General features: G+C 64.6%; 24 protein-coding genes and 1 pseudogene. 5 read left to right on the top strand and 20 right to left on the bottom strand.

Annotated features, from left to right (window positions below; genetic code table 11):
• Positions 1-3 precede the first annotated feature (3 nt).
• On the bottom strand, positions 4-1,260 hold the full coding sequence (locus tag W911_RS07445; protein ID WP_023786926.1) for a BtaA family protein: 1,257 nt from the start codon (positions 1,258-1,260) through the stop codon (positions 4-6).
• A gap of 197 nt (positions 1,261-1,457) precedes the next feature.
• On the opposite strand from W911_RS07445, the gene W911_RS18460 reads away from it, so the two are divergent.
• Positions 1,458-1,625, top strand: coding sequence for a hypothetical protein (locus W911_RS18460; protein ID WP_023786925.1), 168 nt, complete (start codon positions 1,458-1,460; stop codon positions 1,623-1,625).
• Positions 1,626-1,673: 48 nt separating this feature from the next.
• On the opposite strand, the gene W911_RS07440 is transcribed toward W911_RS18460, so the two are convergent.
• Entirely contained in the window at positions 1,674-2,900 is a 1,227-nt protein-coding gene (locus W911_RS07440) for a class I SAM-dependent RNA methyltransferase (RefSeq protein WP_023786924.1), read from the bottom strand.
• Positions 2,893-3,627: a TlyA family RNA methyltransferase gene (locus tag W911_RS07435; protein WP_023786923.1), complete on the bottom strand. Its 735-nt coding sequence runs from the start codon at positions 3,625-3,627 to the stop codon at positions 2,893-2,895. Before W911_RS07435 ends, W911_RS07440 begins: the two co-directional genes overlap by 8 nt.
• Positions 3,628-3,751: 124 nt before the next feature.
• Here W911_RS07435 and W911_RS07430 point away from each other — a divergent pair, with 124 nt between their 5' ends.
• The 4 genes from W911_RS07430 to W911_RS07415 all read left to right on the top strand — a co-directional run bounded on the left by W911_RS07430 (position 3,752) and on the right by W911_RS07415 (position 6,305).
• Positions 3,752-4,492: a superoxide dismutase gene (locus tag W911_RS07430; RefSeq protein ID WP_023786922.1), complete on the top strand. Its 741-nt coding sequence runs from the start codon at positions 3,752-3,754 to the stop codon at positions 4,490-4,492.
• 155 nt (positions 4,493-4,647) lie between these two features.
• Positions 4,648-4,965, top strand: coding sequence for a DMT family protein (locus W911_RS07425; RefSeq protein WP_041317903.1), 318 nt, complete (start codon positions 4,648-4,650; stop codon positions 4,963-4,965).
• A 9-nt stretch (positions 4,966-4,974) separates the two neighbouring features.
• A complete protein-coding gene (locus W911_RS07420) occupies positions 4,975-5,571 on the top strand; it encodes a DUF4202 domain-containing protein (protein ID WP_023786920.1) in 597 nt (198 codons plus the stop codon).
• A complete protein-coding gene (locus W911_RS07415) occupies positions 5,568-6,305 on the top strand; it encodes a sirohydrochlorin chelatase (RefSeq protein ID WP_023786919.1) in 738 nt (245 codons plus the stop codon). The genes W911_RS07420 and W911_RS07415 overlap by 4 nt, the downstream gene beginning before the upstream one ends.
• Here the strand turns inward: W911_RS07415 and W911_RS07410 are convergent.
• The 17 genes and pseudogenes from W911_RS07410 to W911_RS07330 all read right to left on the bottom strand — a co-directional run bounded on the left by W911_RS07410 (position 6,293) and on the right by W911_RS07330 (position 25,014).
• Positions 6,293-6,811 carry a GrpB family protein gene (locus W911_RS07410; protein WP_023786918.1) on the bottom strand — a complete coding sequence of 173 codons (519 nt, stop codon included), beginning with the start codon at positions 6,809-6,811 and terminating at the stop codon, positions 6,293-6,295. The two genes, W911_RS07415 and W911_RS07410, sit on opposite strands and share 13 nt — an antisense overlap.
• A 65-nt stretch (positions 6,812-6,876) precedes the next feature.
• Positions 6,877-9,066, bottom strand: a complete 2,190-nt coding sequence (pnp, locus tag W911_RS07405) for a polyribonucleotide nucleotidyltransferase (protein WP_023786917.1) — start codon at positions 9,064-9,066, stop codon at positions 6,877-6,879.
• Positions 9,067-9,223: 157 nt separating this feature from the next.
• A complete protein-coding gene (gene rpsO, locus W911_RS07400; RefSeq protein WP_023786916.1) occupies positions 9,224-9,493 on the bottom strand; it encodes a 30S ribosomal protein S15 in 270 nt (89 codons plus the stop codon).
• Positions 9,494-9,738: 245 nt separating this feature from the next.
• Positions 9,739-10,655, bottom strand: a pseudogene (truB, locus tag W911_RS07395) (tRNA pseudouridine(55) synthase TruB).
• A gap of 1 nt (position 10,656) precedes the next feature.
• A complete protein-coding gene (locus tag W911_RS07390) occupies positions 10,657-11,244 on the bottom strand; it encodes a hypothetical protein (protein WP_023786915.1) in 588 nt (195 codons plus the stop codon).
• A 6-nt stretch (positions 11,245-11,250) separates the two neighbouring features.
• Positions 11,251-11,652, bottom strand: a complete 402-nt coding sequence (rbfA, locus tag W911_RS07385) for a 30S ribosome-binding factor RbfA (protein ID WP_023786914.1) — start codon at positions 11,650-11,652, stop codon at positions 11,251-11,253.
• 209 nt (positions 11,653-11,861) lie between these two features.
• Positions 11,862-14,573: a translation initiation factor IF-2 gene (infB, locus tag W911_RS07380; protein WP_023786913.1), complete on the bottom strand. Its 2,712-nt coding sequence runs from the start codon at positions 14,571-14,573 to the stop codon at positions 11,862-11,864.
• Positions 14,574-14,584: 11 nt separating this feature from the next.
• Positions 14,585-15,301 carry an RNA-binding protein gene (locus tag W911_RS07375; protein ID WP_023786912.1) on the bottom strand — a complete coding sequence of 239 codons (717 nt, stop codon included), beginning with the start codon at positions 15,299-15,301 and terminating at the stop codon, positions 14,585-14,587.
• Between the two features lie 40 nt (positions 15,302-15,341).
• A complete protein-coding gene (gene nusA, locus W911_RS07370) occupies positions 15,342-16,997 on the bottom strand; it encodes a transcription termination factor NusA (RefSeq protein ID WP_023786911.1) in 1,656 nt (551 codons plus the stop codon).
• Positions 16,998-16,999: 2 nt separating this feature from the next.
• The gene (gene rimP / locus W911_RS07365; protein ID WP_041316408.1) at positions 17,000-17,629 is read right to left on the bottom strand and encodes a ribosome maturation factor RimP; all 630 of its coding nucleotides are present in this window, start codon (positions 17,627-17,629) and stop codon (positions 17,000-17,002) included.
• Between the two features lie 215 nt (positions 17,630-17,844).
• The gene (trmB, locus tag W911_RS07360; protein WP_144083554.1) at positions 17,845-18,555 is read right to left on the bottom strand and encodes a tRNA (guanosine(46)-N7)-methyltransferase TrmB; all 711 of its coding nucleotides are present in this window, start codon (positions 18,553-18,555) and stop codon (positions 17,845-17,847) included.
• A 110-nt stretch (positions 18,556-18,665) separates the two neighbouring features.
• On the bottom strand, positions 18,666-19,868 hold the full coding sequence (metK, locus tag W911_RS07355; RefSeq protein WP_023786908.1) for a methionine adenosyltransferase: 1,203 nt from the start codon (positions 19,866-19,868) through the stop codon (positions 18,666-18,668).
• Between the two features lie 154 nt (positions 19,869-20,022).
• Positions 20,023-20,487, bottom strand: a complete 465-nt coding sequence (locus tag W911_RS07350; protein ID WP_023786907.1) for a helix-turn-helix domain-containing protein — start codon at positions 20,485-20,487, stop codon at positions 20,023-20,025.
• A gap of 212 nt (positions 20,488-20,699) precedes the next feature.
• A complete protein-coding gene (gene lnt, locus W911_RS07345; protein WP_023786906.1) occupies positions 20,700-22,370 on the bottom strand; it encodes an apolipoprotein N-acyltransferase in 1,671 nt (556 codons plus the stop codon).
• Positions 22,357-23,457, bottom strand: coding sequence for a CBS domain-containing protein (locus W911_RS07340; protein WP_023786905.1), 1,101 nt, complete (start codon positions 23,455-23,457; stop codon positions 22,357-22,359). Before W911_RS07340 ends, lnt begins: the two co-directional genes overlap by 14 nt.
• A complete protein-coding gene (gene ybeY, locus W911_RS07335; RefSeq protein WP_023786904.1) occupies positions 23,454-24,014 on the bottom strand; it encodes an rRNA maturation RNase YbeY in 561 nt (186 codons plus the stop codon). The genes W911_RS07340 and ybeY overlap by 4 nt, the downstream gene beginning before the upstream one ends.
• Positions 24,007-25,014, bottom strand: coding sequence for a PhoH family protein (locus W911_RS07330; protein WP_023786903.1), 1,008 nt, complete (start codon positions 25,012-25,014; stop codon positions 24,007-24,009). Before W911_RS07330 ends, ybeY begins: the two co-directional genes overlap by 8 nt.
• Positions 25,015-25,021: the final 7 nt, after the last annotated feature.

Genomic DNA, 25,021 nt, shown 5'->3' with positions numbered 1-25,021 from the left:
GTGTCACCCTTCGAGCGTGTAGAGATGGAAGCCGCCGTACACCGACGAGCGATCCCGCGCCGCAAACGCGCGCCCCTCGTCGGCATCGTAGCGGAAGCGGCTGAGGATGGTCTCCGGCAGACGGCCCGGCAGAATGGTGTCCTCGCCTGCCGTGCGGAAAATAACGCGCGCACCCGGCTTTGCGGTTGCCAGGATGCCGTCCCACAGCGCCGTCAACTGCGCATCCGTCATCCAATCCTGCGCATCGAGCAGCACGTAAGCGTCATAGGTCGGCGCACCGAGGCTCGGCAGATGCTCCGTGAACGAGGCGTGGACCACATCGACATTCTGCGCGCGCTGCTGAAGAACGTCCCAGTTGCTCCGTTCCAGATACGGCGGCAACGCGCCCTTGTCTCCATACGACCGGCCGAACGCCTGCCGGGCGAAATAATTGTCATCGAGATCGAAACCGTACGCGAGCTTGCCAAGACGCGCCTTCAGCACGTCCGCCATATGCTGTTGCCCCTTGAGTTCGTCGAACTGCGACGGCGGAATGCCGAGACCGAACAGCGAAGCTGGCCGCTCCATCATCCAGCGCAAATGGCGCATCTCGAACAGCGGCGCCAGCTCTTCGTTGAAGATCCGCTCCTGCTCCGCCTGCGAGCGCGCGTGAAGCATCTTTGCGGGATTGCGCCCGTGCAGCCGCGCAACGAGGTGGCCTGCGGTGATAAAGCGGCCGAGCAGGCCCTGCCGGTAGAAATTGCGGCGAAAGCGCGAGATGCGCCTGCGGCCCAGCGCATCCCGTCCGTCCCAGTAAGCGCGCGTGGCGCTGTCGAGGTGCGGCGCGACGAGATCGTCGTAGATTTCGACAGCCCGGCGATCACTGATCGAGAGAAACAGCCGCGCGAAAGTCTCGTAGTCCGGCAAGCGCTGCGCCGCCGTCACCTTGAGCTTGTTGAGCGCCACATGCGCCGGGTTGAGGTCGATGGCCGTCACCCCGACGTCTTCCGAAGCTACATAGGAGAGAACGTTGCAGCCGCCGGACGCGATTGCGGCCACCCGCTCGCCGGGCTTCAATGCCATCGCTTCGAGGTCGACAATTGGATCTTCCCAGATCTGCGGATAAACCAGCCCCGAAAAAACGAGCGTGAAAAAGCGCTCCTCAAGCCCCTTGCGGCTCACCGCCCCATACCGATGAACCGCCTCGGCAAGGCGCCGATTCCGGCTGGCGCCGAGATACGCGCTCTCTTCCTCGACGCACGCCTCAGTCGCTCGGCTCATTGGGTCCTCCCGGAATATGCTTATGCATCCGGGCCCACCTAACGAGTTCGTGTTGCGGTCCTGTGACAGTCTCCACGACGAGGGGCGTGCGGCTTGCCACCGGGCGCAAGATCGCCTAGACGAGGCGGCACGGATCAAAAAACGAGCGGGCCCAGCGCCGGCTTTAGCGTGCCCCGCTCCCAAAGGATGTTTTAACCATGGCCGCCCTCCATCACCGCAAGGTCGAGACGAAGAAGAAGAAAGCCCGCCGCGCCATTCCGCGCCCGGCCGTCACACGCAACCAGGGCAACACGGCTGCGGCCCGCACGCGCCTGAAGAAGGCGTCCGGCCAGGCCCGCACCGCGAAGGCCAAGGCCTCCGCTTAAGCGAAAAGACGGCCCCGCGGCCGTCCCAGCCTGAAAGCCTTGAGCGTCCTAGCGCCTGAACACGGCGACGGCCTCGACGTGCGCCGAATAGAGGAACTGATCGACCGGCGTCACCTGCCCCATGGTGTATCCGCCGTCGATCAGCGTCCGCGCATCCCGCGCCAGCGTCGCCGGGCTGCACGAGACCGCAATCACAACAGGCACCTTCGAAGCAGCCAGCCGCTCCGCCTGATCGGCCGCACCGGCGCGCGGCGGATCGAACACCGCCGCATCGAAACCTTGCAGCTCCCTCGCCGAGAGCGGCTCGCGAAAGAGATCGCGGACGCGCGCCGTCACCGGCTTGATGCCCTGCGCATGGCGCACCGCATTGGATAGCGCCGCAATCGCCCGCTTGTCGCTATCGAGCGCCATAACCTGTACCCGCCGCGCCAACGGGAACGTCAGCGTCCCCACGCCCGAGAAGAGATCGACGACGGTCTTCGCCCGCCTGGGCAGCGAGTTGACACAGAGATCGGCAATAACGCGCTCGGCTTCCGGCACCGCCTGCAGGAAAATGCCGGGCTCGACCGCAATCGCAACGCCGCCGAGGGTGACGGTCGCGGTCCCTGCGGACGCAATCGGCTCTTTGCCGACCGTGAGCCGCAACAAGCCCATCTCGCGCGCCTGACGCGCAAGCTCCGCCCGCTCGTCCGCCGAGAAATCGCGCCGCTCGGCGTCGAGCGAAACGTCGAGCCCGTGATCCAACCGGGTGACCACCAGCCGCCCCGTCTCGCCCTCCTTCAGCACAAGACGAGCAAGCGTCCTCAGACCGGGGAACGCGGCAACGATGACGGGATCCAGCACCGGGCATTCGGCAAGATCCACGAGCTTGTGCTGCCCTTCCTCGCGAAACCCGAGCGTAACCTCGCCCCCACGCCGCACGACGCCCAGCACCGCACGCCGCCGTGACCCTGCAGCCACGACCACGACCGGCGCCACATCGGCTTCGATGCCCCGATGGCCGAACGCCTCCACCACAAGCCCGCGTTTCCAGGCGCGATAGACGTCGCCTGGCATGTGCTGCGCAACACAGCCGCCGCAGCGGAGGAAATGACGGCAGATCGGCTCGGCCCGCGCCGGACCATCGGCCACGCGCGCCGCCCCATCTTCGCCGTCGAGACGCCACCGCTCGCCCGGCAGCGCGAACGGCACGTAAACCGGCGCGCCGTCGCGCATCGCCACGCCGTCGCCACGAGCGCCGATGCGCGCGATCTCGACTTCCACGCCGTCAACCATCGAACACTGCCCCGATCAAAAATTCCCGGTTGCCTGAGCCCCCTGCGACCGGCGATGGGATGACGCCCACCACCCGCCATCCCGCAAGCCCTGCGATCCACATCGCGATCTTGTCCGCTTGTGCGTCGCGCACCGCCGCGTCCCGCACAATGCCGCCTTTGCCCACGGAATCGCGCCCAGCCTCGAACTGCGGCTTGATGAGCGCCGCGAGCCAGGCTCCTGGCGCGGCCAGCGCAAGCGCGGCCGGGAGCGCCTTTTCGAGCGAAATGAAACTCACGTCCGCCACGATGGCCTCGACGGGTGCACCAACGTCTTCCGGCCCGAGCGTCCGCGCATCGCGCCCCTCGTGCTGCGTGACGCGCGGATCGTCCGCCAACTTCGGATGGAGTTGCCCATGCCCCACGTCCACGGCCGTCACATGCGCGGCCCCCCGCCGCAGAAGAACCTCGGTGAACCCGCCCGTCGAAGCGCCGACGTCCAAAGCGCCACGTCCGGCGGGATCGAACCCGAATGCATCGAGGGCAGCGATAAGCTTGAGGCTCCCCCGCGAGACGTAGTCGGCATCCTCCGAAAGTGCGATTGGCGCGTCCTCGCGGATCAGTGTCCCCGGCTTCGTCTCGACCGCGCCATCGACGGTCACGACTCCGCGCACGATGAGATCCCGCGCCCGCGAGCGGGTGCCCACGAGCCGTCGCGAAACAAGCACTTTGTCGAGCCGGAGCCCCATGCACGCGATCCCTGCCGAACCTTCTCATGGCCCTTAGCGTTGCCGTAGCCAGACGCTATATATCGTTTCGCCCCCACGATCCGAGGCGACAACAGTTTTTTCCAATCTACGACGGAGACCGCCGATGCTCACACCCAATCGCCGAGGCTTCCTTTTCGCGGCCGGCGCCGCCACGATCGCGACCGCCGTATCGGCGGGGCCGTTTTTCGGCCAGGTCTTCGCGGACACGCCGGCAGGCCCGTTTGAGCTTCCGGCTCTCCCCTACGACCCTGCGGCGCTGGAGCCGCATATCGACGCCGCCACGATGAACCTGCATCACGGCAAGCACCATCAGGCCTATGTCACCAACCTGAACAAGGCCCTCGCCGACCACGGCGACCTCGCCAAGCAGCCCCTTGAGGAACTTCTGGCCAAACTCAACGATGTGCCGGAGAGCATCCGCACGACCGTTCGCAACAACGGCGGCGGCCACGCCAATCACTCCATGTTCTGGCAGATCATGGGCGCACCCGGTGGCACCAGCCCCGAGGGCGAGTTGAAGGATGCCATCGACCGGGACCTCGGCGGTCTCGACAAACTCCAGACGGATTTCAACGCCGCTGGCGGCCGTGTGTTCGGCTCCGGCTGGGTGTTCGTCACCGTCGACAAGGACGGTAAGCTCGCGCTCACATCCAAGCCGAACCAGGACACCCCGCTCATGGACGGCGGCCGCGTTCTCTTCGGCAACGACGTCTGGGAACATGCCTATTACCTGAAATACCAGAACAAGCGCGCCGATTACCTGAAAGCCTGGTGGAACGTGGTGAACTGGAACGCCGTGGCCGAGCGCTACGCGGCCGCAAAGGCCGGCACGCTGAAGATCTAGTCGGACCGACAAACAGGCGTCCCGCAGCGATGCGGGTGCGCGAACGTTACCGGCGGCGGGCAGAAGCTCGCCGCCGTTCTCTATGTCCAAGCCATCGGTCGGAGGACGCCCCCGTGTCGAGCGTCACGTCGCCCACCTTTTTCCTACCCATTCTGATGCTGTTCGTGTCGAACATCTTCATGACGTTTGCCTGGTACGGGCATCTCAATTACAAATCCACGCCACTCTGGATCGCCGTCCTGGTCAGCTGGGGCATCGCGTTTTTCGAGTATTGCCTCGTCGTCCCCGCCAATCGTATGGGCCATTCCGTTTACTCGGCGGCGGAGCTGAAGACGATCCAGGAGGTCGTCACACTGATCGTGTTCGCAGGCTTTTCCATTTGGTTCTTGAAAGAACCACTCACGATCAACCACGCGATAGGCTTTCTGCTCATCCTCGCGGGCGCCTATTTCATCTTCAAAGGGCCGCTGTAGAATGCGCTCATGACACGCTTGAGCACAGCCCTCGCAGGCATAGACGCCGCCAACGGCGACGATCCGAACACGATCGAAGTGGACGGCGCACACGTCCCCGCCGAACTCCTCTACGGAGAGCGCATGTCGGCCATGCTGGCGCGCGTTTATCCGGACGCATCCGAGCTTCTTCAACTTGCCGTGCGCGCCCAGCACATCCGCCGCTGGGAAATCCCGCGCGACAGCTATCCGATGGACCGCCCCGGCTATCTGCGCTGGCGCAAGGAACTCGGCCGCAAGCACGCCGAATGGGCGGGAGAGATCCTCGAAACCGCAGGCTACGACAAAGAAGAGATCGCGCGCGTCGGCGCGCTTCTGCGCAAGGAAAACCTGCGCCGAGACGCCGAGACGCAAGCGCTAGAAGACGTGGCGGCTCTCGTCTTCCTCGCGCACTACGCGGACGATTTCGCAGCCAAGCATCCGCCCGAGAAAGTCGTCGCGATCCTCGTCAAGACTCTCGCCAAGATGTCTGCGCACGGCCAGGAAGCAGCCGGATCTCTCAGTCTTTCGCCGGGCGTGCAGGCGGCCCTCGAAGCTGCCATCGCCCAAGCATCCGCCACGTCATGACAGACCACAAAACGCACGCCGCCGTCCTCGTCGCACACGGCGACCGTGGCGGCCCTGCGCCAAACGCAGCCCTCCGCGCCCAGGCGGAAGCCGTGCGTGCCTTGATCGGCCTCCCCATCGTCGCGCCAGGCGTCCTCAAGGGCCAGCCCACGCTGGAAGACGCTCTGGCGCAAGCCGCAGCCACCGGCGCAACACGGATCGCCGTCTATCCGCTCTTCATGGCGGACGGCTATTTCATGCGCAAAGTCCGCGAGCGCGTCGAAGCCACTGGCATCTCGCCCGCGCCAAGCATCCTCGCTCCCCTGGGCCTCGATGCGGCCTTGCCGGAGATTCTCGTTCGAGAAGCCGCGAGCACGGCGGAGACGAGGGAATTCGAACCCATTACCTCCCGCCTCCTCATCGTCGGCCACGGCTCGAAGCTCGGCCCCGCGTCCGCAACCGCAACGCGCAAGGCCGCCGCCCGCGCCGCCCTTGCGCGGCGCTTCGCCAGCGTCACCACCGCGTTCCTGGAAGAAGAACCCTTCTTGGACGATGCCCTTGCCGCAGGCCGGCAAACGCCAACCGTCGTCGCAGGCTTCTTCTTCGGCGATGGAATGCACGGCGGAGAAGACGTGCCGGACGCCATCGCGGAAACGGGCGCGAACGCCATCTACACCGGCGCCATCGGAAACAGCGCAGCCGTCGCGCCGCTCATCGCAGCCGCCCTCACCGCGAGCTTCGCTCAAATCCCCTGATCGGCAAGCACATCGCGAATGAACGCGCCCTTCGCCTCGCGATAAGCTTCCATCGGCTCCCCATCGAACCGCCGCTTGAGCGCGTTGTACGCTTCGACCAGCGCAGGATCTGCGCTCAGCGCATCGGTCAGCAAATGAAAACAGTCGTCCGCGCCGCCTTGCACCGTGAGCTGGATGCCGAGATGCGGAACCGTCCCGCTATCTTCAAAAGAGGAAAAGCACGCCGTGCGTTTCGACCCCTCGTTGCGCGCAAACCTCGCAGCCAGCGCGCGGTCCGCATCCGCGAATGCATCCGCTTCCACGCGCACGACCACATCGAGATCGCCCTTCGTCAGGCAAGCGGCCACAGCCGTCGCACCGACGTGACGGACGTCGGCGGACGCAGGCAACAACGCTCTCAAATCCTTCTCGACGCACTCGAAAAGACGCACGGCCGCATGCCGCGCCACACCCTGATCCGGATGCAGCCGGAACACCACTTGGCCAGGAAGATCCGGACGCTCCATCGCATCCCTCCAAAGAGAAACGGCGGCGAAAGGTTCGCCGCCGTTCCAAATGTCAACGCAGAGAATTAATCCCGGCGGCGGCGAGGACCGCCCTCGCGGTCGCGGCGCGGCGGACGCTCGGCCGAGAACACTTCCTCGGGCTCGCCTTCCGCACGCGGGATTTCCTTGCCCGTCTCCTGATCGACGATCTTCATCGAGAGGCGAACCTTGCCGCGGTCGTCGAAGCCGAGAAGCTTCACGAACACTTCCTGCCCTTCCTTCACGACCTCGCCGACCGTCTGCGGACGGCCCTGCGAAAGCTGCGAGATATGCACCAGGCCGTCCTTCGCGCCGAAGAAGTTCACGAACGCGCCGAACTCCATGATCTTCACGACCTTGCCCTTGTAGATCTGGCCGACCTCGGGCTCCGTCGTGATGGAGCGGATACGCTCAAGCGCTGCTTCGATGCTCTCGCGCTTGGCGGCAGCGACCTTCACCGTGCCGTCGTCGTTGATGTCGATCTTGGCACCGCTCTCTTCCACGATCGAGCGGATGACCGAGCCGCCCGAACCGATCACTTCCCGGATCTTGTCGGTCGGAATCTTGATCGTCTCGATGCGCGGCGCATACTCGCCAAGCTCTTCGCGGGCGCCCGTCAGCGCCTTCGACATCTCGCCGAGGATGTGCAGACGGCCCTTGTTCGCCTGCGCGAGGGCGATCTTCATGATCTCCTCGGTGATGCCGGTGATCTTGATGTCCATCTGCAGCGCGGTGACGCCGTTCTCGGTGCCCGCAACCTTGAAGTCCATGTCGCCGAGGTGATCCTCGTCACCGAGAATGTCGGAGAGAACGGCGAAGTCGTCGCCCTCCTTGATGAGGCCCATCGCGATGCCCGCAACCGGCGACTTCAAGGGAACGCCGGCGTCCATCAGCGCAAGCGAGGTGCCGCACACCGTCGCCATCGACGACGAGCCGTTGCTCTCGGTGATCTCCGAGACCACGCGCAGCGTGTACGGGAACTCGTCGTTCTTCGGCAGCAGCGGACGCACGGCGCGCCAGGCAAGCTTGCCGTGGCCGATCTCGCGGCGGCCGGGCGAACCCATGCGGCCCGTCTCGCCGACCGAGTAGGGCGGGAAGTTGTAGTGCAGCAGGAAGCGTTCCTTGCGGGTGCCTTCCAGCGCATCGACGTACTGCTCGTCCTCGCCCGTGCCGAGCGTCGCGACGACAAGCGCCTGCGTCTCGCCACGCGTGAACAGCGCCGAGCCGTGCGTGCGCGGCAGCACGTGCACTTCGGACACGATCGGACGCACGGTTTCGAGATCGCGCCCGTCGATGCGCCGCTTCGTCTTCAGGACGTCGCCGCGCATGATGTCCATTTCGAGCGCCTTGAAGGCGTCGGTCAGCAGAACCTTCTCGGCCGGATCGTCCGGCAGCTGGATGCCTTCGACGATCTTCTTCTTGGCTTCGGTAACGAGGTCCTGACGCTTGCCCTTCTCCTTGGTGGAGAACGCCGTCTTGAGCAGGTCGCCGGCGAGCGCGGTCACCTGATCCTTGTACTTCGTCTTGTCGGGGATCTGGATGTCCCAGGGCTCCTTGGCGGCCTTCTCTGCAAGCTTGATGATCGCCTGGATGACCGACTGGGAATGCTTGTGGCCGAACATCACGGCTTCGAGCATCTTGTCTTCGGAAAGCTCCTTCGCCTCGCTCTCGACCATCATCACGGCATCCTGCGTGCCCGCGATCACGAGATCGAGATCGCTCTCGGTCATTTCGTCGATCATCGGGTTCAGCACGCACTCGCCGCCGATGACGCCCACGCGGGCAGCCGCGATGGGCCCAAGGAACGGCAGGCCGGAAAGCGTCAGTGCAGCCGAAGCCGCAACCATGCCGACGATGTCGGGATCGTTTTCGAGGTCATGCGAAAGCACGGTCACCACGACCTGCACTTCGTTCTTGAAACCCGCGACGAACAGCGGACGGATCGGGCGGTCGATGAGACGGCTGGTCAGCGTCTCCTTCTCGGTCGGGCGGCCCTCGCGCTTGAAGTAGCCGCCCGGGATCTTGCCGGCGGCGTAGGTGCGCTCCTGATAGTTCACGGTCAGCGGGAAGAAGTCGATGCCAGGCTTCGGGCTCTTGGCGCCAACGACGGTCGCGAGCACGCTGGTCTCGCCGTACTGGGCATAAACGGCGGCGTCGGCCTGCCGGGCCATATGCCCGGTCTCAAGCTTGAGCGTACGCCCGCCCCATTCAATCTCCACACGATGAATATCGAACATGTGCGTTCTTTCGTTCTATCTCTGTTTCATGTCTTTTTGATGCGCGGCTTCCTTAGCACGAATGCGGACAGCGCCGCGAACCCAAAAAGGCTTGCGGCGCCGCGCGGTCACGACATTCGTAAAAAGATCAATACCCTAGGCTCCAAGCCATCGGCGCTTAACGGCGGATGCCGAGCTTCTCGATGATCTTCTGGTAGCGCGCTTCATCCTTGCCCTTGACGTAGTCGAGCAACTGCCTGCGCTGGCTCACCATCTTGAGCAGACCGCGGCGCGAGTGGTTGTCTTTCTTGTGCGCCTTGAAATGCTCGGTGAGGCCGTTGATGCGCTCGGTGAGGATGGCCACCTGGACTTCCGGCGAGCCGGTGTCGTTCGCCTTGGTAGCGTTGTCCTTGATGATCTTGGTCTTGTGTTCCAGCGTCAGCGACATCGGGATCTCCTTGTCTGTTGGAGGGCAGCACGGCGCTGCCTGAGAAGCGGCCATGGCCGGGATGTCGTCCAGCAAGGTCGCAAACAAAAAAGCCCGCCCACACCGGAGGCGCAGGCGGATCGGCGCTTTATACACACTCCCGCGACGGGGGCGAGGAAAAGTTGCGAAAAACGCAACGAGGCCCTGCCGGGAGTTGCATATCATGCAACCGGATTAGAGCTAGCTAAGCCACGAAAAAACAAGCGTTATCCGCCGAAATTGAACACCCGTGTCGGATGCAAAGCGCCCTTTTCGATCTCGCCGAGCGCGATGATCCGCCCCTTCGACATCGCATACGCCGCCCCGCCCAGGATCGGCGCGTCCCGCCCACGGATCAGGATGCTGCGCCCTTGCGCGAGATCCGCCGCATCCTGGGGGCTGACATTGAGTTCGAGCACCTCGCCCAGCGCCATCTCGACCGGCTGAAGAAACGTGGTCAGGTCCTCGCCCGCGTCCGCCGCATCCTCGATCTCTTCGAGGCTCACGGCATTCTCCTCGCTGAACGGGCCGACGCGCGTGCGCCGCAACGCGATCACATGCCCTCGGCAACCGAGCGCACGCCCCATGTCACGCGCGATTGCGCGCACATACGTCCCCTTCCCGCAGCGCGCCTCGAAAACGGCCGTATCGTCGTTCGGCACATCGATCAGCCGCAACTCGTCGATCACCACCGGACGCGGATCGAGCACCACGTCCTCACCGTCGCGCGCCAGCGCATACGCCCGCTCGCCGTCCACCTTGATCGCCGAGAATTTCGGCGGCACCTGCATGATCTCGCCGGTGAATTGCGGAAGAAGCGCCTCGATGTCTTCCACCGTCGGCCGCGCATCGCCCGTCGCGACGACGTCGCCTTCCGCATCGTCCGTCGCCGTCTCGGCCCCCACCGCACGGTAAAGCGATAGACCTTCTCACCCTCGACGGCGAACGGCACGGTCTTCGTCGCTTCCCCGAACGCAATCGGGAGGATTCCCGTCGCGAGCGGATCGAGCGTGCCCGCGTGCCCAACCTTCTGCGCGAAATAGAGCCGCTTCAGAATGCCGACAGCCCGCGTCGACGTCATCTCGAACGGCTTGTCGAGCACCAGCCACCCGTGAACCGGATTACCCTTCTTGCGTCGTGCCACGTTAAGTCCTTGTCGTGCTGGACGCCGCGTCGAGCAGAGGGCGAATGAATGGCTCGCTCCTCTCGATCGCGGCCTCGTTCAAACGTCCATAAACATCCCTGACGAATGCGTCGCGCTCGCCTCGACCGGCGAACGCCGTGTCCGGGACCAAGAAAAACAGCGAACCGTGCGAGACGACCACACCGTCGTGCATCGTCATCATCTGGCTGATGCCGTCCCACTTAATGAAATATTCGATTTCAGGCGTCGCAAAGCGGAGACCCTCAGCCTCCTGTCGCAATGTGACGGTGCTGTCGTAGTCCGCGCGCGCTTTGGCCTGCTTCTGCCCGTGACGCCGTAAGAGCAGCAGCCCGCCAATCAGAATTCCGCCCAGCACCACCATCCACGACCACCGCGGGATGCCTGCTTCGCGCTGCAGGCGGCCGATCGTGTCGGCAAATAAGAGCATTCCGCCAAGAAGCGAAAAGTAGACGGCGAAAAGGCCCCACATCAAATACCAGGAACTCGAAAACGCCTTGCGGCTCGCCGCACGACTGAGCTTCGCCAGCCGCTCGAAAGGCATCTGGTAGCGGAGTTCTCGGTCGAGCATGGCACCCTACTCGTCCTTCTCGACGTCCCGGCGCACGCGTTCGCTGTGGAGCAACTGGTCGATCCGGCGAACCTCCTCGAAGGTCTCGTCCTCACGGAAGCGGATCTCCGGCGCCGAGCGCAGATCGAGCGTATGCGCGACCTCTCCGCGAATGAAACGGCTGTTCCGGGTCAGCGCCTCGATGACGGCCTTCGTATCCTTGCCGCCAAGCGGCATCACGTACGCCGTCGCAAGCCTGAGGTCCGGCGCCATCCGCACTTCCGAAATCGTCACGACGTGCGAAGCGAGCACGTCGTCGTGAATCTCGCCCCGCGCGAGCAACTCTGCAAGCTTGTGCCGAACGAGTTCGCCGACACGCAATTGCCGCTGCGATGGGCCTTTGCCCTGCTGTGTTTTTTGCTTGGCCATATCCTGATCCTGCCGGGCTCGAACCGGCCAAGGTCATATGATGATAAATGTAAGTTCCGGCTGCGAAGCAGCCCGGGAGCATCTTGGCGGAGCCAAGCTCCGCTTGGACGCGACCCGGCGGTCATGGCGGAGCCATGCTCCGCATGGACTGCGCCGCCCCCGCGGAGGCTGCCCGCTCGCGTAGCGAGCGGTACAGCAGCCGTGAGCGATTAGAGACTTCTTTTGATCGTCTCCACCTGGAAGCACTCGATCTCGTCGCCCTCGCGGATATCCTGATAGTTCGCGAACGCCATGCCGCACTCTTGTCCGACGGGAACTTCCTTCACGTCGTCCTTGAAGCGCTTGAGGATCGACAGCGTGCCTTCGTGGATGACGACCTTGTCTCGCAACAGGCGCACCTTCGCGCCGCGCTCGACGCGGCCTTCCGTGACCAGGCAACCCGCGACCTTGCCGACCTTCGAGACGTTGAAGACCTGCTTGATCGTCGCGTAGCCGAGGAAGTTCTCGCGCACCGTCGGCGCAAGCAGCCCCGACATGGCCGCTTTCACGTCGTCCACGAGATCGTAGATGATGCTGTAGTAGCGGATCTCGATGCCCTGGCTGTCGGCAACCTGCTTCGCCTGCGCGTTGGCGCGGACGTTGAAGCCCACCACGACGGCCTTCGACGCACCCGCGAGCGCAATATCGGATTCGGTGATGCCACCGACGCCCGAGTGCACGACACGCGCCTCGACCTCGTCCGTGCCGAGCTTCTTCAGAGAGCCCTGGATCGCCTCAAGCGAACCCTGAACGTCGCCCTTGATCAAAAGGGTGAAATCCTTCTTGCCCGCCGAATCCTTCAGCGTCTGCATCATCTGCTCAAGCGTGCGCGGCGTCCCGGCCGATCCCAGCGTCTCGCGACGCTTGCGGATGCGGTAGTCGGTGATTTCACGCGCGCGCGCTTCGTTCTCGACGACGGCGATCTGATCGCCCGCCTCGGGGGCGGAATCGAACCCCAGCACCTCGACCGGGAACGACGGCCCCGCCGCGTCCACGTTCTTGCCCTGGTCGTCGATCAGCGCGCGAACGCGGCCCCAGGCGGTGCCCGCAACCACGATATCGCCCACGCGCAGCGTACCGCGCTGCACGAGCACGGTGCCCACCGGGCCCCGGCCACGCTCAAGCTTGGCTTCGATGACGATGCCTTCCGCCGACCGATCGGGGTTGGCTTTGAGATCGAGAACCTCGGCCTGCAAATGGATCGTCTCAAGCAGCTTGTCGAGGTTCGTGCCCTTCAGCGCCGAGACCGGAACTTCCAGCGTCTCGCCGCCCATGCTTTCGACCACGATCTCGTGCGAGAGGAGATCGGTCTGCACGCGCTTCGGATCGGCCGCCGGCTTGTCGATCTTGTTGATCGCCACGATGATCGGCACGTTCGCCGCCTTGGCGTGATTGATGGCTTCCGCGGTCTGCGGCATGACGCCGTCGTCCGCCGCCACCACCAGCACCACGATATCCGTCACCTTCGCGCCGCGCGCACGCATCGCGGTGAACGCGGCGTGGCCCGGCGTGTCGATGAACGTCACCTTGCCGCCCGAAGGCGTCGTCACCTGATAGGCGCCGATGTGCTGCGTGATGCCGCCGGCCTCGCCCGAGACCACGTTGGTCTTGCGGATGGCGTCGAGCAGCGACGTCTTGCCGTGATCGACGTGCCCCATGATCGTGACGACGGGCGCCCGCGGCTTCTGCGCTTCTTCCGCGTCCTTCTCGCCGATGAACCCGGTCTCGACGTCGGCTTCCGAAACGCGCTTCGGCGTATGACCGAACTCCTGGACGATCAACTCCGCCGTATCCGCATCGATCACGTCCGTGATCTTATGCATGGCGCCTTCCTTCATCAGGAACCTGATGACGTCGACGCCCCGCTCGGTCATGCGGTTGGAGAGTTCCTGGATCGTGATCGCCTCGGGGATAGTCACTTCGCGCACAATCTTGTCCCGTGGCTGCTGAATGCCCATCGCCTTGAGCTTTTCACGCTCACGCTTGCGCTTGAGAGACGCGAGCGAACGCTCGCGCTGCTGCTCGTCAAGGGCATTGTTGATCGTGAGCTTGCCGCGCTCGCGCTTGGTATCGGTCGTCGGAGCTTTCACCGGGACGCGGACCAGCTTACCGCCGCGCTTGATGGCCCGGCTCTCGTCGTCGTCCGACGTCTGCACGGGGCGGGGAGCCCGCACATCCTTGACGATCTTCGTTACTTCGCCGGCAGTGCGGTCGGCGGCAGGCGCGGCACTCGGCGGCCGCGGAATCTCGATCTGCATCGGCCGGCCGCCCTCGCGCGGCGCAAACCGCGTATCGTTGGAGCCGGGAGAGCGCGAGCGAATCGGCGGGCGCGACGCCCCCCGGTCGCCCGCAGGCTGACGCGCCGCAGGGGCGGCGGACGGAGCAGGCGCGGCACGCGCGGCGGGAGCCGGCGCGGGCGCAGCAGCGGGCTCGGCCTTCGCAGCGGGAGCTTCCACTACGGGCGTCGGAGCTTCAGGCGGCGGCGGCGGAGCGTTACGGCGCTCCTCTTCGGCGCGCTGTGCATCCTCGACCGCCCTCTTGCGGGCTTCCGCCAGGGCGCGCGCCCGCGCGTCGCGCTCTTCCGGCCTCAGGAGATCTGACTTGCCGGCGTCTCCCCTCGCCTCGCTGGCGGGGCGGCTCGGCGCCTTGGGCGCGGCAGCAGGCGCGGGCGCTGCGGCGGCAGGTTGCCCAGCCTCCCGCTCGGCCGGCGCTCCAGGCGTGGCGAGTTTGCGTGTTTTACGCTTCTCGACCACCACCGACTTCGAGCGCCCATGGCTGAAGCTCTGCCGAACGTGTCCCGATTCGACGGTACGCTGCAGCGACAGCGGTTTGCGTCCGCCCGGCGTCAACGGCTTGTCGGCAGTGTCCTTGGTTTCGCTCATTCCGTATCCGTTCAAACCTCTAGATTCTGGGCATTTTTCGGCTCTGCAGAAACGGCAGAGCCCGACCGGTAGCGCATCATTCGCTCGGCCTCGGTCAGGAACCGCTGCGCGGCTCCACCATGTATGAGGGCAGCATGTACCACATTTGACCGCCCCATGGCCAAGCTCAATTGTTCGGTGGATAGACTGGTTACCAAAGCAGGCTCAAGGCCCTTCGCGCGCGCGATGGCGGCAAACTTCCGCGTGAGCTTTTCCCGTCCGCCCTCGGACGCGTCGTGAGCTTGAATTAGCACCAGCGCGCTGTCCGCCGCGATCAGCGTCTCCACTTTCTGGAAGCCAATTGTCACCAGCCCGGCCTTATTGGCCAGCGCCAGCGCCTCCAGGACACGCTTCTCGATGAGACCGTCGACCCGTTCCGCCAGCGCGGGATCCACGCGGACCGCCCGCTTGAGACTGCGGGCAAAGGCATTGATGCGAGCCGCCTCGGCAACCGAGGCCTTGTCCGCCGTCACCCAGACGCCACGGCCGGGAAGACGCCGCGCCAGATCCGGTACGATCTCGCCCTCCGGATCGACAACGAAACGGATCAGATGATCCGGGTCGCAAACCTCGCGCCTGAGGACGCAGCGCCGCTCGCCATCCTCGCCACGGCGCGGCCGTGCGCGTGCAGCACCGGGCCCATTACGGCCCGGTTCGGCATCGTCGGAATGGCTGAGACGGTTGGCCAAAGGCCTTCATCCTCCAAAACTGGTGCGCAGTAAAACACCCTCAGGCGTCCGTTGCGGGTTCGGCGGCGGCATCCTCGGCGCCGTCCTCCGCACCGTCTTCGGCTTCAGCCTCCGGCCCCGCAAGCTCCTCGGCCGTGATCCAGCCGGCAAGCACGCGCGCCGACATGATCATGTCCTCGGCGTCCTTGCGTGACACCTCGAAGCCGTCGAGCACGCCCTTGTGGCGCACCGGCTCCACGTCCTTGTCCTTCGAGCGCTCCGTCCAGCCGACCAGATCGTCGGTGGCACAATCCGCGAGGTCCTCCAGCGTCTTGAGGCCGTTCTCGCCGAAAGCGACCAGCATCGCCGTGTTCACGCCCTCGACACCCGCCAACTCGTCGGCAACGCCAAGCTCGCGACGCCGCGCATCGCGCTCGGCCTCCTGCTTTTCCAGGTATTCGCGGGCGCGGGTCTGAATTTCTTCCGCCGTGCTCTCGTCGAAGCCCTCGATATGGGCGATTTCGGAGAGCTCAACATAAGCCACTTCCTCCACCGAGGCGAAGCCTTCCGTCACGAGCAACTGCGCGATCACTTCGTCTACGTCGAGCGTGTCCATGAACACCTGGCTGCGCTCCGCGAATTCCTTCTGACGCCGTTCGCTCTCTTCCTGCTCGGTCAGGATGTCGATGTCCCAGCCCGTGAGCTGCGAGGCAAGCCGCACGTTCTGACCGCGCCGGCCGATGGCGAGCGAAAGCTGGCTCTCCGGCACCACCACTTCGATGCGGTTCGAATCTTCGTCGAGAACGACCTTGGTCACCTCGGCGGGCGCCAGCGCGTTGACGATGAAGCTCGCCGCATCCGGGTTCCACTGGATGATGTCGACCTTCTCGCCCTGCAACTCGTTGACCACGGCCTGCACGCGCGCACCCCTCATGCCGACGCACGCGCCGACGGGATCGATCGAGCTATCGCGCGAGATGACGGCGATCTTGGCGCGCGAGCCCGGGTCGCGGGCCACCGACTTGATCTCGACGACGCCGTCGTAGATCTCCGGCACTTCCTGCGCGAACAGCTTGCTCATGAACTCGGGGCGTCCGCGCGACAGGAAGATCTGCGGACCCCGCTGCTCGCGGCGCACGTCGTAGATGTAGGCGCGGATGCGGTCGCCATAGCGTACGTTCTCGCGCGGGATCATCTCGTCGCGGCGGATGATCCCCTCCGCCCGGCCGAGATCGACGATCACGTTGCCGTATTCGGCGCGCTTCACGGTGCCGTTCACGATCTCGCCGACGCGATCCTTGTACTCGCCGAACTGCCGGTCGCGCTCGGCTTCGCGCACCTTCTGCACGATCACCTGCTTGGCGTTCTGCGCGGCCACGCGGCCGAAATCGAGCGGCGGCAAGCTTTCCGCGATCAGGTCGCCCACCTTCGCGTCCGGGTTCCGGCGCTTGGCATCGTCGACGGTGATCTGCGTAGATTCGTTTTCGACATCGTCGACCACCGCCAGCACACGCGAAAGACGCGTTTCGCCGGTCTTGGGGTCGATCTCGCAGCGGATGTCGTTCTCGGCGCCGTAACGCGATTTGGCGGCCTTCTGGATCGCGTCTTCCATGGCCTGGATGACGATTTTGCGATCGATCGTCTTCTCGCGCGCGACGGCATCCGCAATCTGCAGAAGCTCCAGCCTGTTCGCACTGATTCCGGCGATACCTGCCATCTTCAGAGATCCTCCACGTCGTCGGTCTTTAGATCGTCCGGATCGGCTTCGACGCCATCTCCGAACTGTTGCTCGTTGCCCTTGGCTTTCGCCCGGGAAAGCGCCTCGCGGACCAAGTCGTCCGTCAGCACCAGCCGGGCGCTTGCGATCATGCCGACCGCAAGCCCGATAATCTTTTGTCCTTCTTCGCCGAGATCGGCTTCGATCAGGATCTCGCCGTCCTCGAAACCTTCGAGGCGTCCGCGGAAGCGCTTGCGCCCTTCGACAGGCTGCGCCAGCTCGATCTTGGCTTCCGAACCGGCCCAATCCACGAAATCGGACGGGCGCACGAGCGGGCGGTCGATTCCGGGCGACGAAACTTCGAGCCGATAGGCGTTGCTCACGAGGTCGGCCACATCGAGCACCGGGGACACGGCGCGCGAGATCGCCTCGCAATCCTCAATGCTGATCGTGCCGTCCGGCCGCTCGGCCATCACTTGCACGGTCTGTCCGTCGCGTCCCGACACCTCGACGCGCACGAGTCGAAAGCCGAGACTGTCGAGCACAGGCTCGACAAGCTCGGCCAGGTCCGCAGCAAGACCTGTCTCCCGAATGAAGCGGTCGCGCGATACGACCTCGTGCTCGCTTTGCATAAGTCGAAACTTCTGGCCGCCGCCTGCCGCCTTCGATGGCGGGAGCGAGGGTTTTGCCAAAACAAAAAGAGCGGACCCTTGTGGGGCCCACTCAATGAGTTGAGATGATCATGAGCAGCTGAATACTACGTGAAGATGACAGGCGTTGCAAGGGCGTTTGCGCCATTTTCAGGCACTCATCTGGGCAGATGAAGCCTTACCGGCAATAGTTCGGGTCAACGCCGGGCAAATCGGAAGTAATAACGTCGGCGCCCTTCACGCACGGCTTTGGCTTCATACCGCGTCCCCGGCCAGTCGTCGGGCCGCACCCGCCAATCGTCCGGGTTTTCCGCAGTCCACTTAAACACGGGCGTCTCGGCCACCGCCAAAAGCGCCGTTCGCGCATAATCGCCGATGTCGGTCGCAAGGCGAAGCTCCGCCCCCGGCAGCATCACGCGCGCGAGTTCGGTCAGCAAAGACGCCGAAAACAGCCGCCGCTTCTGATGGCGCGCCTTTGGCCACGGGTCGGGAAAAAGCATGAACACCCGCCCGAGCGAGGCGTCCGGCAACCACCGCAGCAAGGGTCGCACATCGTCGCCCCAGAGCTTCAGGTTGCCGATGCCATCGGCATCGATGGCCGTCAGCGCTTTCACGATCCCGTCCTCGAACGGCTCGCATCCGATGAAGCCGACGTTCGGGTTCGCACGCGCCTGCCAGATAAGATGCTCGGCGCCGCCAAACCCGATCTCCAGCCAAACCGCCGACGTTCCCGGCGAAAAGAGCTGCGTGGGGTCGGCAGGCGCCGGCTGACCGAGATCGACCGAAACCCGCGGCAGCAGGTCGGTAAGCAGCGACGCCTGACGCCCGCTGAGCTTACGCCCCCGCCGCCGCCCGAAGGATCGGATATCGGCAAACTGGACTTCCGGCGGGACGTCGCGCTCGCTCATGGCCATTGTGGGCTCGCATCAAGCCGCCCCCTTACTTTTCCCCTGTGGGGAGAGGTCGGACGCGACCGGCAGATCGCGTCCAGGTGAGGGGGCGACGCGCCCAGCTCTCCTCAGACCGCCTTCTTGATGGCGTCCGCGAGATCCGTCTTCTCCCACGAGAAGCCGCCGTCGTTGTCCGGCTTGCGGCCGAAATGACCGTAAGCCGAGGTCCGGGCAAAGATCGGCTTGTTGAGGTCGAGGTGCTGGCGAATGCCGCGCGGCGTCAGATCCATGGACTTTGCAAGCGCGGCCTCGATGGCAGCCTCGTCCACCTTGCCGGTGCCGTGGGTGTCCACGTAGATCGAGAGCGGACGCGCAACGCCGATGGCGTACGAAAGCTGGATCGTACAGCGGTCCGCAAGACCGGCCGCCACAACGTTCTTCGCGAGATAGCGCGCGGCATACGCGGCCGAACGGTCCACCTTCGTCGGGTCCTTGCCGGAGAACGCGCCGCCGCCGTGGGGCGCAGCACCACCATAGGTGTCCACGATGATCTTACGGCCCGTAAGCCCGGTATCCCCGTCGGGCCCGCCGATGAAGAACTTGCCCGTCGGGTTGATGTGCCAGATCGTGTCGCGGCTGATCCAGCCCTCGGGAAGGGCTTCGCGCACGAACGGCTCGATGATGCCACGCACGTCGTTGGACGAAAGATTCTCGACGACATGCTGATGCGAAACGACGATCTGCGTCACGCCGACGGGTTTTCCGTTCTCGTAACGCACCGTCACCTGGCTCTTCGAATCGGGCCCGAGCTTCGCCGCGTCGCCGTTGCGCGCCTTCCGGGCGACCGCGAGGTCTTCCAGGATCTTGTGGCTGTAATAGATCGGAGCCGGCATCAGCTCGGGCGTTTCCTGGCACGCATAGCCGAACATGATGCCCTGGTCGCCCGCGCCTTCTTCCTGATTGGCCGGCTGCTGGGCATCCACGCCCTGCGCGATGTCCGCGGACTGCGGGTGGAGCAGCACTTCGATGTCGGCCGTTTCCCAGTGGAAACCGTCCTGCTCATAGCCGATGTCGCGGATGGCCATGCGCGCCACGTGCGCGATCCAATCCTTCGTCACGGTATTGGGCCCACGGGTCTCGCCCGCGATCACCACCTTGTTGGTTGTGGCGAGAGTTTCGCACGCAGCGCGGATGATCCACGGATCGAGGCCGGCCTTGGGCCCTTCGCGATAAAACAGATCGACGATCTCGTCGGAGATACGATCGCAGACTTTATCCGGATGCCCCTCGGAAACGGACTCGCTCGTGAACAGAAACGACTGGCGTGCCACCCTGGCCCCCTTCGATCTCGCGCTAATGCCTGAAATTCGGGCCGTGTGTTACAGTTTTGGCAAGGCGGGTCAAGGCCGCGGGGGTGAAAAGCTTAGATGAAACAGCGCAAGCCGCGAAAATTGCGCTACGATTCCGTCAGCCTATAAACGCGCCTCAACCGTAATCTTCCTCGCCTCCCAGCGAACGCACGAGATCGACGACAGACCGTCGCACCTTCGAGTCCGCGATCTTCACGAACGCCTTGTTGAGCTCAAGGCCCTCACGCGTTGAAAGAAATTCGAGGACGTAACTTTCCGTCGGCTGTTCGGCGAAACCCGGAGCCGGTCCGGCATCGACCGCATCCGCAGGTGCCTGATCGTAGAAGAACTGCACCGGAACGCCGAGCACACGCGCCAAATCGAACAGCCGGCTCGCCCCAATCCGATTGACGCCCTTTTCGTATTTTTGAACCTGCTGGAACGTGAGCCCAAGATGCTCGCCGAGCTTTTCCTGGCTCATGCCGAGCAGCATACGCCTGAGCCGCACGCGCGTTCCGACATGCGCATCGATTGGGTTCGGCTTGCGAGAGCTGCGCTCAATATCACCCTCGTCGTCCCCACCCTGACCGTACTTTGCCATACTTTTACGCGCTCCCATGTCCTTTCAGCCCGTCTTGGACGCACTGTCACTGCGTATTCAAACCCAATCAAGACGGCCAACTTTGACCCGCATGAAAGTTATTTTACGCAATCTTAGGATGAAAGCATCGAACAAACAGGTCAGTCACGAGACGTCGCGACAGGATGTCCCGGGTGGGAACCTCGTAAGCAAGACCCCGTACTGAACACGGCTCAACGCCGGACCGCTTTTAATGAGGGCGCAAGTGTAGCAGCCAGCAACAACCCAGCGACAAGAAAAATAATGTCGCCCCACATGGCATAGAGTGGGCGGTTATGCGCGCGTGGGAGGGAACTGTCCAACGTGCCTCTCTCGTTGAGACCAAGCCGCGCGACGATCCGCCCGTTCGCATCGATCACCGCCGAAATCCCGTTGTTGGCCGCCCGGATCAGCGGCAACCCCTCTTCGACGGCCCGCACCCGCGCCTGATGGAAGTGCTGATAGGGGCCGGTCGTACTGCCGAACCACCCGTCGTTGGTCACGTTGAGCAGCAGGCCGGGCCGCTCCGTGCTCTTCCGCCCGACACCGGGGAAAATCGCCTCGTAGCAGATGAGCCCGCCCACCACCGGCAGTCCCGGCACATCAAGCGCCGGCCGCGGTGTTGACCCTTCCGTAAATCCCCCGCGCATCCGCGTGAGCTGCTCCAGACCGATGGCCTCAAGCGTAGCTTGCCAGGGCAGGTACTCCCCGAAAGGAACCAGATGCGTCTTGTCGTAGAGACCGGCAAGCGCGCCGTCACCGTCGAACACCATCAGACTGTTGAACGCACGGAAGGGATGCCCGCGCACATCGCCCACGCCGTCTTCGGCCGGCTCGCGCCGAAGCGCACCCGTCAAGAGATGCACACCGTCGGGCAGCATGTCGCCGATCGCAGCCAGCGCCTCGGGACGTTCGAGCGGCAGAAACGGCATGGCAGCCTCGGGCCACACGACATGCGTCACGCCCACGAGATCGTCCCGCTTGCCCGCAGGATCGGTCAACGACAGATCGAGATGATCCTTGAAGATGACCGCTTGCTTGTCGGCCTGCCATTTCTCGCGTTGCGGAACGCTCGGTTGCACGATGCGAAGCACGACGCCCTCGACACGATCCGAAGGCGCCGTCGCAAGCCGCACGGTGCCGTAAGCAGCCAGCAGCGCAAGCGGCACCGCCGTAATCAGAAGCGCACGAAAGCCCGCCCGGCGGCGCGGCACGCCCGCGATTGCATCCGCCGCCATGACCAGCGGGGCGGCAAACACCAAGACGGCCAGAAGCGTCAGCGTGTAAATGCCGACGAGTCCCGCGCTCTGCATCATCGAGAGCGGCCACGTCAGCGCATAGCCGAGCACGTTCCACGGAAAGCCCGTGAGGATATGCCCCCTCAGCCACTCGACGATCCCAAGCGAGAGCGCCAGCAAGACGAGCCGCACCGCACCGGGACGCCAGAACACACGCGCAGCGGCAGCGGCAGCGGCCCAGAACAGCGCGAGGCCCGCAGGCATCAGCGTGACGGCGAACGGCAGCATCCAGCCGAAGGTATCGGCTTCGACCAGAAACGCTTCGCCGATCCAGAACAGACCGAACAGGAAATAGCCGAAGCCGAACCACCAGCCCGCGCGCGCGGCAGCGAACAGAGCGGCCCGCGTGCCGCGCTCCGCATCCGTTGCGCCGTCGATCAGCCAGACGAGAACGGGAAGCGTCAGAAACAGCACCGGCGCCAGAAAGAACGGCGCCATGGCGAGGTTCGAAAGCCCACCCGCCACGAACGCGAGCGCGGGCCGTCTCCACCCCGTTGCGTGGATCACCGCTTCGCGCCATCCGCCGAGGCGATCTCCCGCGGCCGCGTGAGCGTCAGCCGGCCGCATGACCGTTGTCGGATGGCGGCGTGGGAGGAACGTGGATCTTGAGCCGCTTGACGCGCCGGGGATCGGCGTCCAGCACTTCGAACTCGACGCCCGACGAATGACGGATCAACTCACCGCGCGCTGGCACCCGCCCGACGATGGAGAACACGAGCCCGCCGAGCGTGTCGATCTCCGCCTCCTCTTCGGCCGTCAGAAACTTGAAGCCAAGCCGCTCTTCGAGATCTTCGACCGGAGCTCGGCCCGATGCCACGAGCCCGAGCCTCGGATCCTCCAGAATGAGATCCGCCTCTTCTTCGTCGTGCTCGTCCTCGATGTCGCCCACGATCTGCTCGACCAGGTCCTCGATGGTCACGAGGCCGTCGGTCCCGCCGTACTCGTCCACGACGAGAGCCATGTGAATCCGCGTAGCCTGCATCCGCACGAGAAGGTTCATGGCGGGCATCGAGGGCGGCACGTAAAGCACCGGCTTCTTGAGCTTGAGCACCGCGATGGGGCGCGACATGTCGAGACGGCTCAAATCCGGCTTCGCCGGCTCGCCCTGCGTTGTCGCGTCCTGTACGGCATCGTCCTTGGCATCGCCGTCCGCCAGCGCATCTCCTGCAAGCGCGCCTTCGGGTTCCCCGCTCCGCTGCTTCGTCGGCGCGCGCAATGCCCGGCCCGCAACCTCGGCCGAAACCCAGCGAAACAGATCCTTGATGTGGATCATGCCGCGCGGATCGTCGAGCGTCTCGTGATAGATCGGAATACGCGAAACGCCCGACTCCTCGAACAGCAGGATCAGATCGCCAAGCGATTGCATTTCCTCGATGGCCACGATGTCGGTGCGCGGCACCATCACCTCGTCCACGCGCGACCCGCCGAACCGCAGCAACCCGCCAAGCATGTTGAGCTCTTCGGGCGAGAACTCTCCCGTGACCTTCGCCTCTTCCTTCAGCAGCACTTCGAGCTTCTCGCGCAGCGAGAGCTGCTCCCCGAGCCCGAGCCGGGCCCAGATCTGATGCAGCCATCCGCTCGCGCTTTCGCGCATGGAAGGTCGATCGCCGGAAAGCGTTGCGGCGTCGTCGGTCTGTTCGTCGTTACTGGTCATGATGCAATCGGGTTTGTTTCATCTAGATAGGGATTGGGAATGCCGAGACTGGCGAGTATCTCCACCTCCATCGCTTCCATCTCCTCCGCTTGCCGCTCCGTTTCGTGATCGTAGCCGAGCAGATGCAGAAGGCCGTGGATGACGAGGTGTTGCAGGTGATGCGCAAGCGGAATGCCCTGCTCGGCGGCCTCGCGCACGAGCGTCTCATGCGCAAGCACGAGATCGCCCAGCGCACGCGGCGCCACATCCTCCGATGGATGGCCCATCGGAGTGGCCGGGAACGAGAGAACGTTGGTCGGCTTGTCCTTGCCGCGATAGCGAAGATTGAGTTCGTGCACAGCGGCATCGTCGGCAAGCGCGATACAGGCTTCCGCGGGCGTGAAATGCGAGAAACGCGGTGCGGCCGCAAGCGCGCGCCCCGCCTCCTCGATCAGCGGCTCTAGGCCGTCGACACTGCCCCAGCTTTCCGCTTCGTGAACGATGTCGAGCGAGAGCCAGAGAGCAGCGCCGGGCGTACTCTCGGTGAGACTTCGTCGACTGTCAGGTTCGTCAGGCATGGGGCGGCTTCCCCGGCCCGGCGCGGTCGTAGGCCGCCACAATGCGCGCGACCAGATCGCGGCGCACCACGTCCTGGTTCCGGAAACGCACGGCCGTAATGCCGGGCACGCCGTCGAGCAGCGCCACGGCTTCCTCCAACCCAGACGTCATTCCCGGCGGCAAATCGATCTGCGAAGGATCTCCGGTGATGATCATCTTCGAGTTTTCGCCGAGACGCGTCAGAAACATTTTCATCTGCATCGACGTCGTGTTCTGCGCTTCGTCCAGAATGACGAAGGCGTTGGCGAGCGTACGCCCGCGCATGAAGGCAAGCGGCGCAATCTCGATGACGCCCTGTTCGAGATCGCGCTCCACCTTTTCGGGAGAAAGCACGTCGTACAGCGCATCGTAAAGCGGCCGCAAATAAGGATCGACCTTCTCGCGCATATCTCCGGGCAGGAAGCCGAGACGCTCGCCCGCCTCCACCGCAGGGCGCGAAAGGATAATACGCTCGACGAGCCCGCGCTCCAGGCACTGCGCCGCGAACGCGACGGCGAGATAGGTCTTGCCCGTGCCCGCCGGACCGATGCCGAACACGAGATCGGTGTCTTCGAGCGCGCGGATATAGGTGCTCTGCGTCGGCGTCCGCGCCTTGACGACACGCCGGCGCGTCGCGATCTGCGCCTGCCCGTCGGACGACGGCCCCTCCTGCCGGGAATGACGGATCAGCCCGTCGAAATCGCCAGCCCCCACCGCCTCGCCGCGCGACACGCGTTCGTAAAGTTGTTCCAGAACGCTGCGCGCGATGTCGCACGAGCCCTCGGGACCCGAGAGGATCACGACATTCCCGTGCGCATGCGCTTCGATCCCCAGCCGATCCTCGACAAGCGCCAGATTGGCATCGAACTCGCCGAGCAGCCGGGTGAGAAAACGGTTGTCCTCGAACGGGACGACAACCCTTTTGGTTGGGATCTGGGGTTTGGACACTCGCTTCCGACCTATGGCCGCCTGGCCGCGCATTGCTGTC

The organism is Hyphomicrobium nitrativorans NL23 (genome assembly GCF_000503895.1).
GTDB lineage: Bacteria > Pseudomonadota > Alphaproteobacteria > Rhizobiales > Hyphomicrobiaceae > Hyphomicrobium_C > Hyphomicrobium_C nitrativorans.
The sequence above is the reverse complement of the archived record's forward strand: the minus strand, read 5'-3'. Positions and strand labels throughout refer to the sequence as shown.

What these genes read in the sequence shown, in the direction of transcription:
- W911_RS07445 (WP_023786926.1), bottom strand. Translation starts at nt 1,260, where the DNA reads ATGAGCCGAGCGACTGAGGCGTGCGTCGAGGAAGAGAGCGCGTATCTC.
- W911_RS18460 (WP_023786925.1), top strand. Translation starts at nt 1,458, where the DNA reads ATGGCCGCCCTCCATCACCGCAAGGTCGAGACGAAGAAGAAGAAAGCC.
- W911_RS07440 (WP_023786924.1), bottom strand. Translation starts at nt 2,900, where the DNA reads ATGGTTGACGGCGTGGAAGTCGAGATCGCGCGCATCGGCGCTCGTGGC.
- W911_RS07435 (WP_023786923.1), bottom strand. Translation starts at nt 3,627, where the DNA reads ATGGGGCTCCGGCTCGACAAAGTGCTTGTTTCGCGACGGCTCGTGGGC.
- W911_RS07430 (WP_023786922.1), top strand. Translation starts at nt 3,752, where the DNA reads ATGCTCACACCCAATCGCCGAGGCTTCCTTTTCGCGGCCGGCGCCGCC.
- W911_RS07425 (WP_041317903.1), top strand. Translation starts at nt 4,648, where the DNA reads ATGCTGTTCGTGTCGAACATCTTCATGACGTTTGCCTGGTACGGGCAT.
- W911_RS07420 (WP_023786920.1), top strand. Translation starts at nt 4,975, where the DNA reads ATGACACGCTTGAGCACAGCCCTCGCAGGCATAGACGCCGCCAACGGC.
- W911_RS07415 (WP_023786919.1), top strand. Translation starts at nt 5,568, where the DNA reads ATGACAGACCACAAAACGCACGCCGCCGTCCTCGTCGCACACGGCGAC.
- W911_RS07410 (WP_023786918.1), bottom strand. Translation starts at nt 6,811, where the DNA reads ATGGAGCGTCCGGATCTTCCTGGCCAAGTGGTGTTCCGGCTGCATCCG.
- pnp (WP_023786917.1), bottom strand. Translation starts at nt 9,066, where the DNA reads ATGTTCGATATTCATCGTGTGGAGATTGAATGGGGCGGGCGTACGCTC.
- rpsO (WP_023786916.1), bottom strand. Translation starts at nt 9,493, where the DNA reads ATGTCGCTGACGCTGGAACACAAGACCAAGATCATCAAGGACAACGCT.
- W911_RS07390 (WP_023786915.1), bottom strand. Translation starts at nt 11,244, where the DNA reads ATGCTCGACCGAGAACTCCGCTACCAGATGCCTTTCGAGCGGCTGGCG.
- rbfA (WP_023786914.1), bottom strand. Translation starts at nt 11,652, where the DNA reads ATGGCCAAGCAAAAAACACAGCAGGGCAAAGGCCCATCGCAGCGGCAA.
- infB (WP_023786913.1), bottom strand. Translation starts at nt 14,573, where the DNA reads ATGAGCGAAACCAAGGACACTGCCGACAAGCCGTTGACGCCGGGCGGA.
- nusA (WP_023786911.1), bottom strand. Translation starts at nt 16,997, where the DNA reads ATGGCAGGTATCGCCGGAATCAGTGCGAACAGGCTGGAGCTTCTGCAG.
- rimP (WP_041316408.1), bottom strand. Translation starts at nt 17,629, where the DNA reads ATGCAAAGCGAGCACGAGGTCGTATCGCGCGACCGCTTCATTCGGGAG.
- trmB (WP_144083554.1), bottom strand. Translation starts at nt 18,555, where the DNA reads ATGAGCGAGCGCGACGTCCCGCCGGAAGTCCAGTTTGCCGATATCCGA.
- W911_RS07350 (WP_023786907.1), bottom strand. Translation starts at nt 20,487, where the DNA reads ATGGCAAAGTACGGTCAGGGTGGGGACGACGAGGGTGATATTGAGCGC.
- lnt (WP_023786906.1), bottom strand. Translation starts at nt 22,370, where the DNA reads ATGCGGCCGGCTGACGCTCACGCGGCCGCGGGAGATCGCCTCGGCGGA.
- W911_RS07340 (WP_023786905.1), bottom strand. Translation starts at nt 23,457, where the DNA reads ATGACCAGTAACGACGAACAGACCGACGACGCCGCAACGCTTTCCGGC.
- ybeY (WP_023786904.1), bottom strand. Translation starts at nt 24,014, where the DNA reads ATGCCTGACGAACCTGACAGTCGACGAAGTCTCACCGAGAGTACGCCC.
- W911_RS07330 (WP_023786903.1), bottom strand. Translation starts at nt 25,014, where the DNA reads ATGCGCGGCCAGGCGGCCATAGGTCGGAAGCGAGTGTCCAAACCCCAG.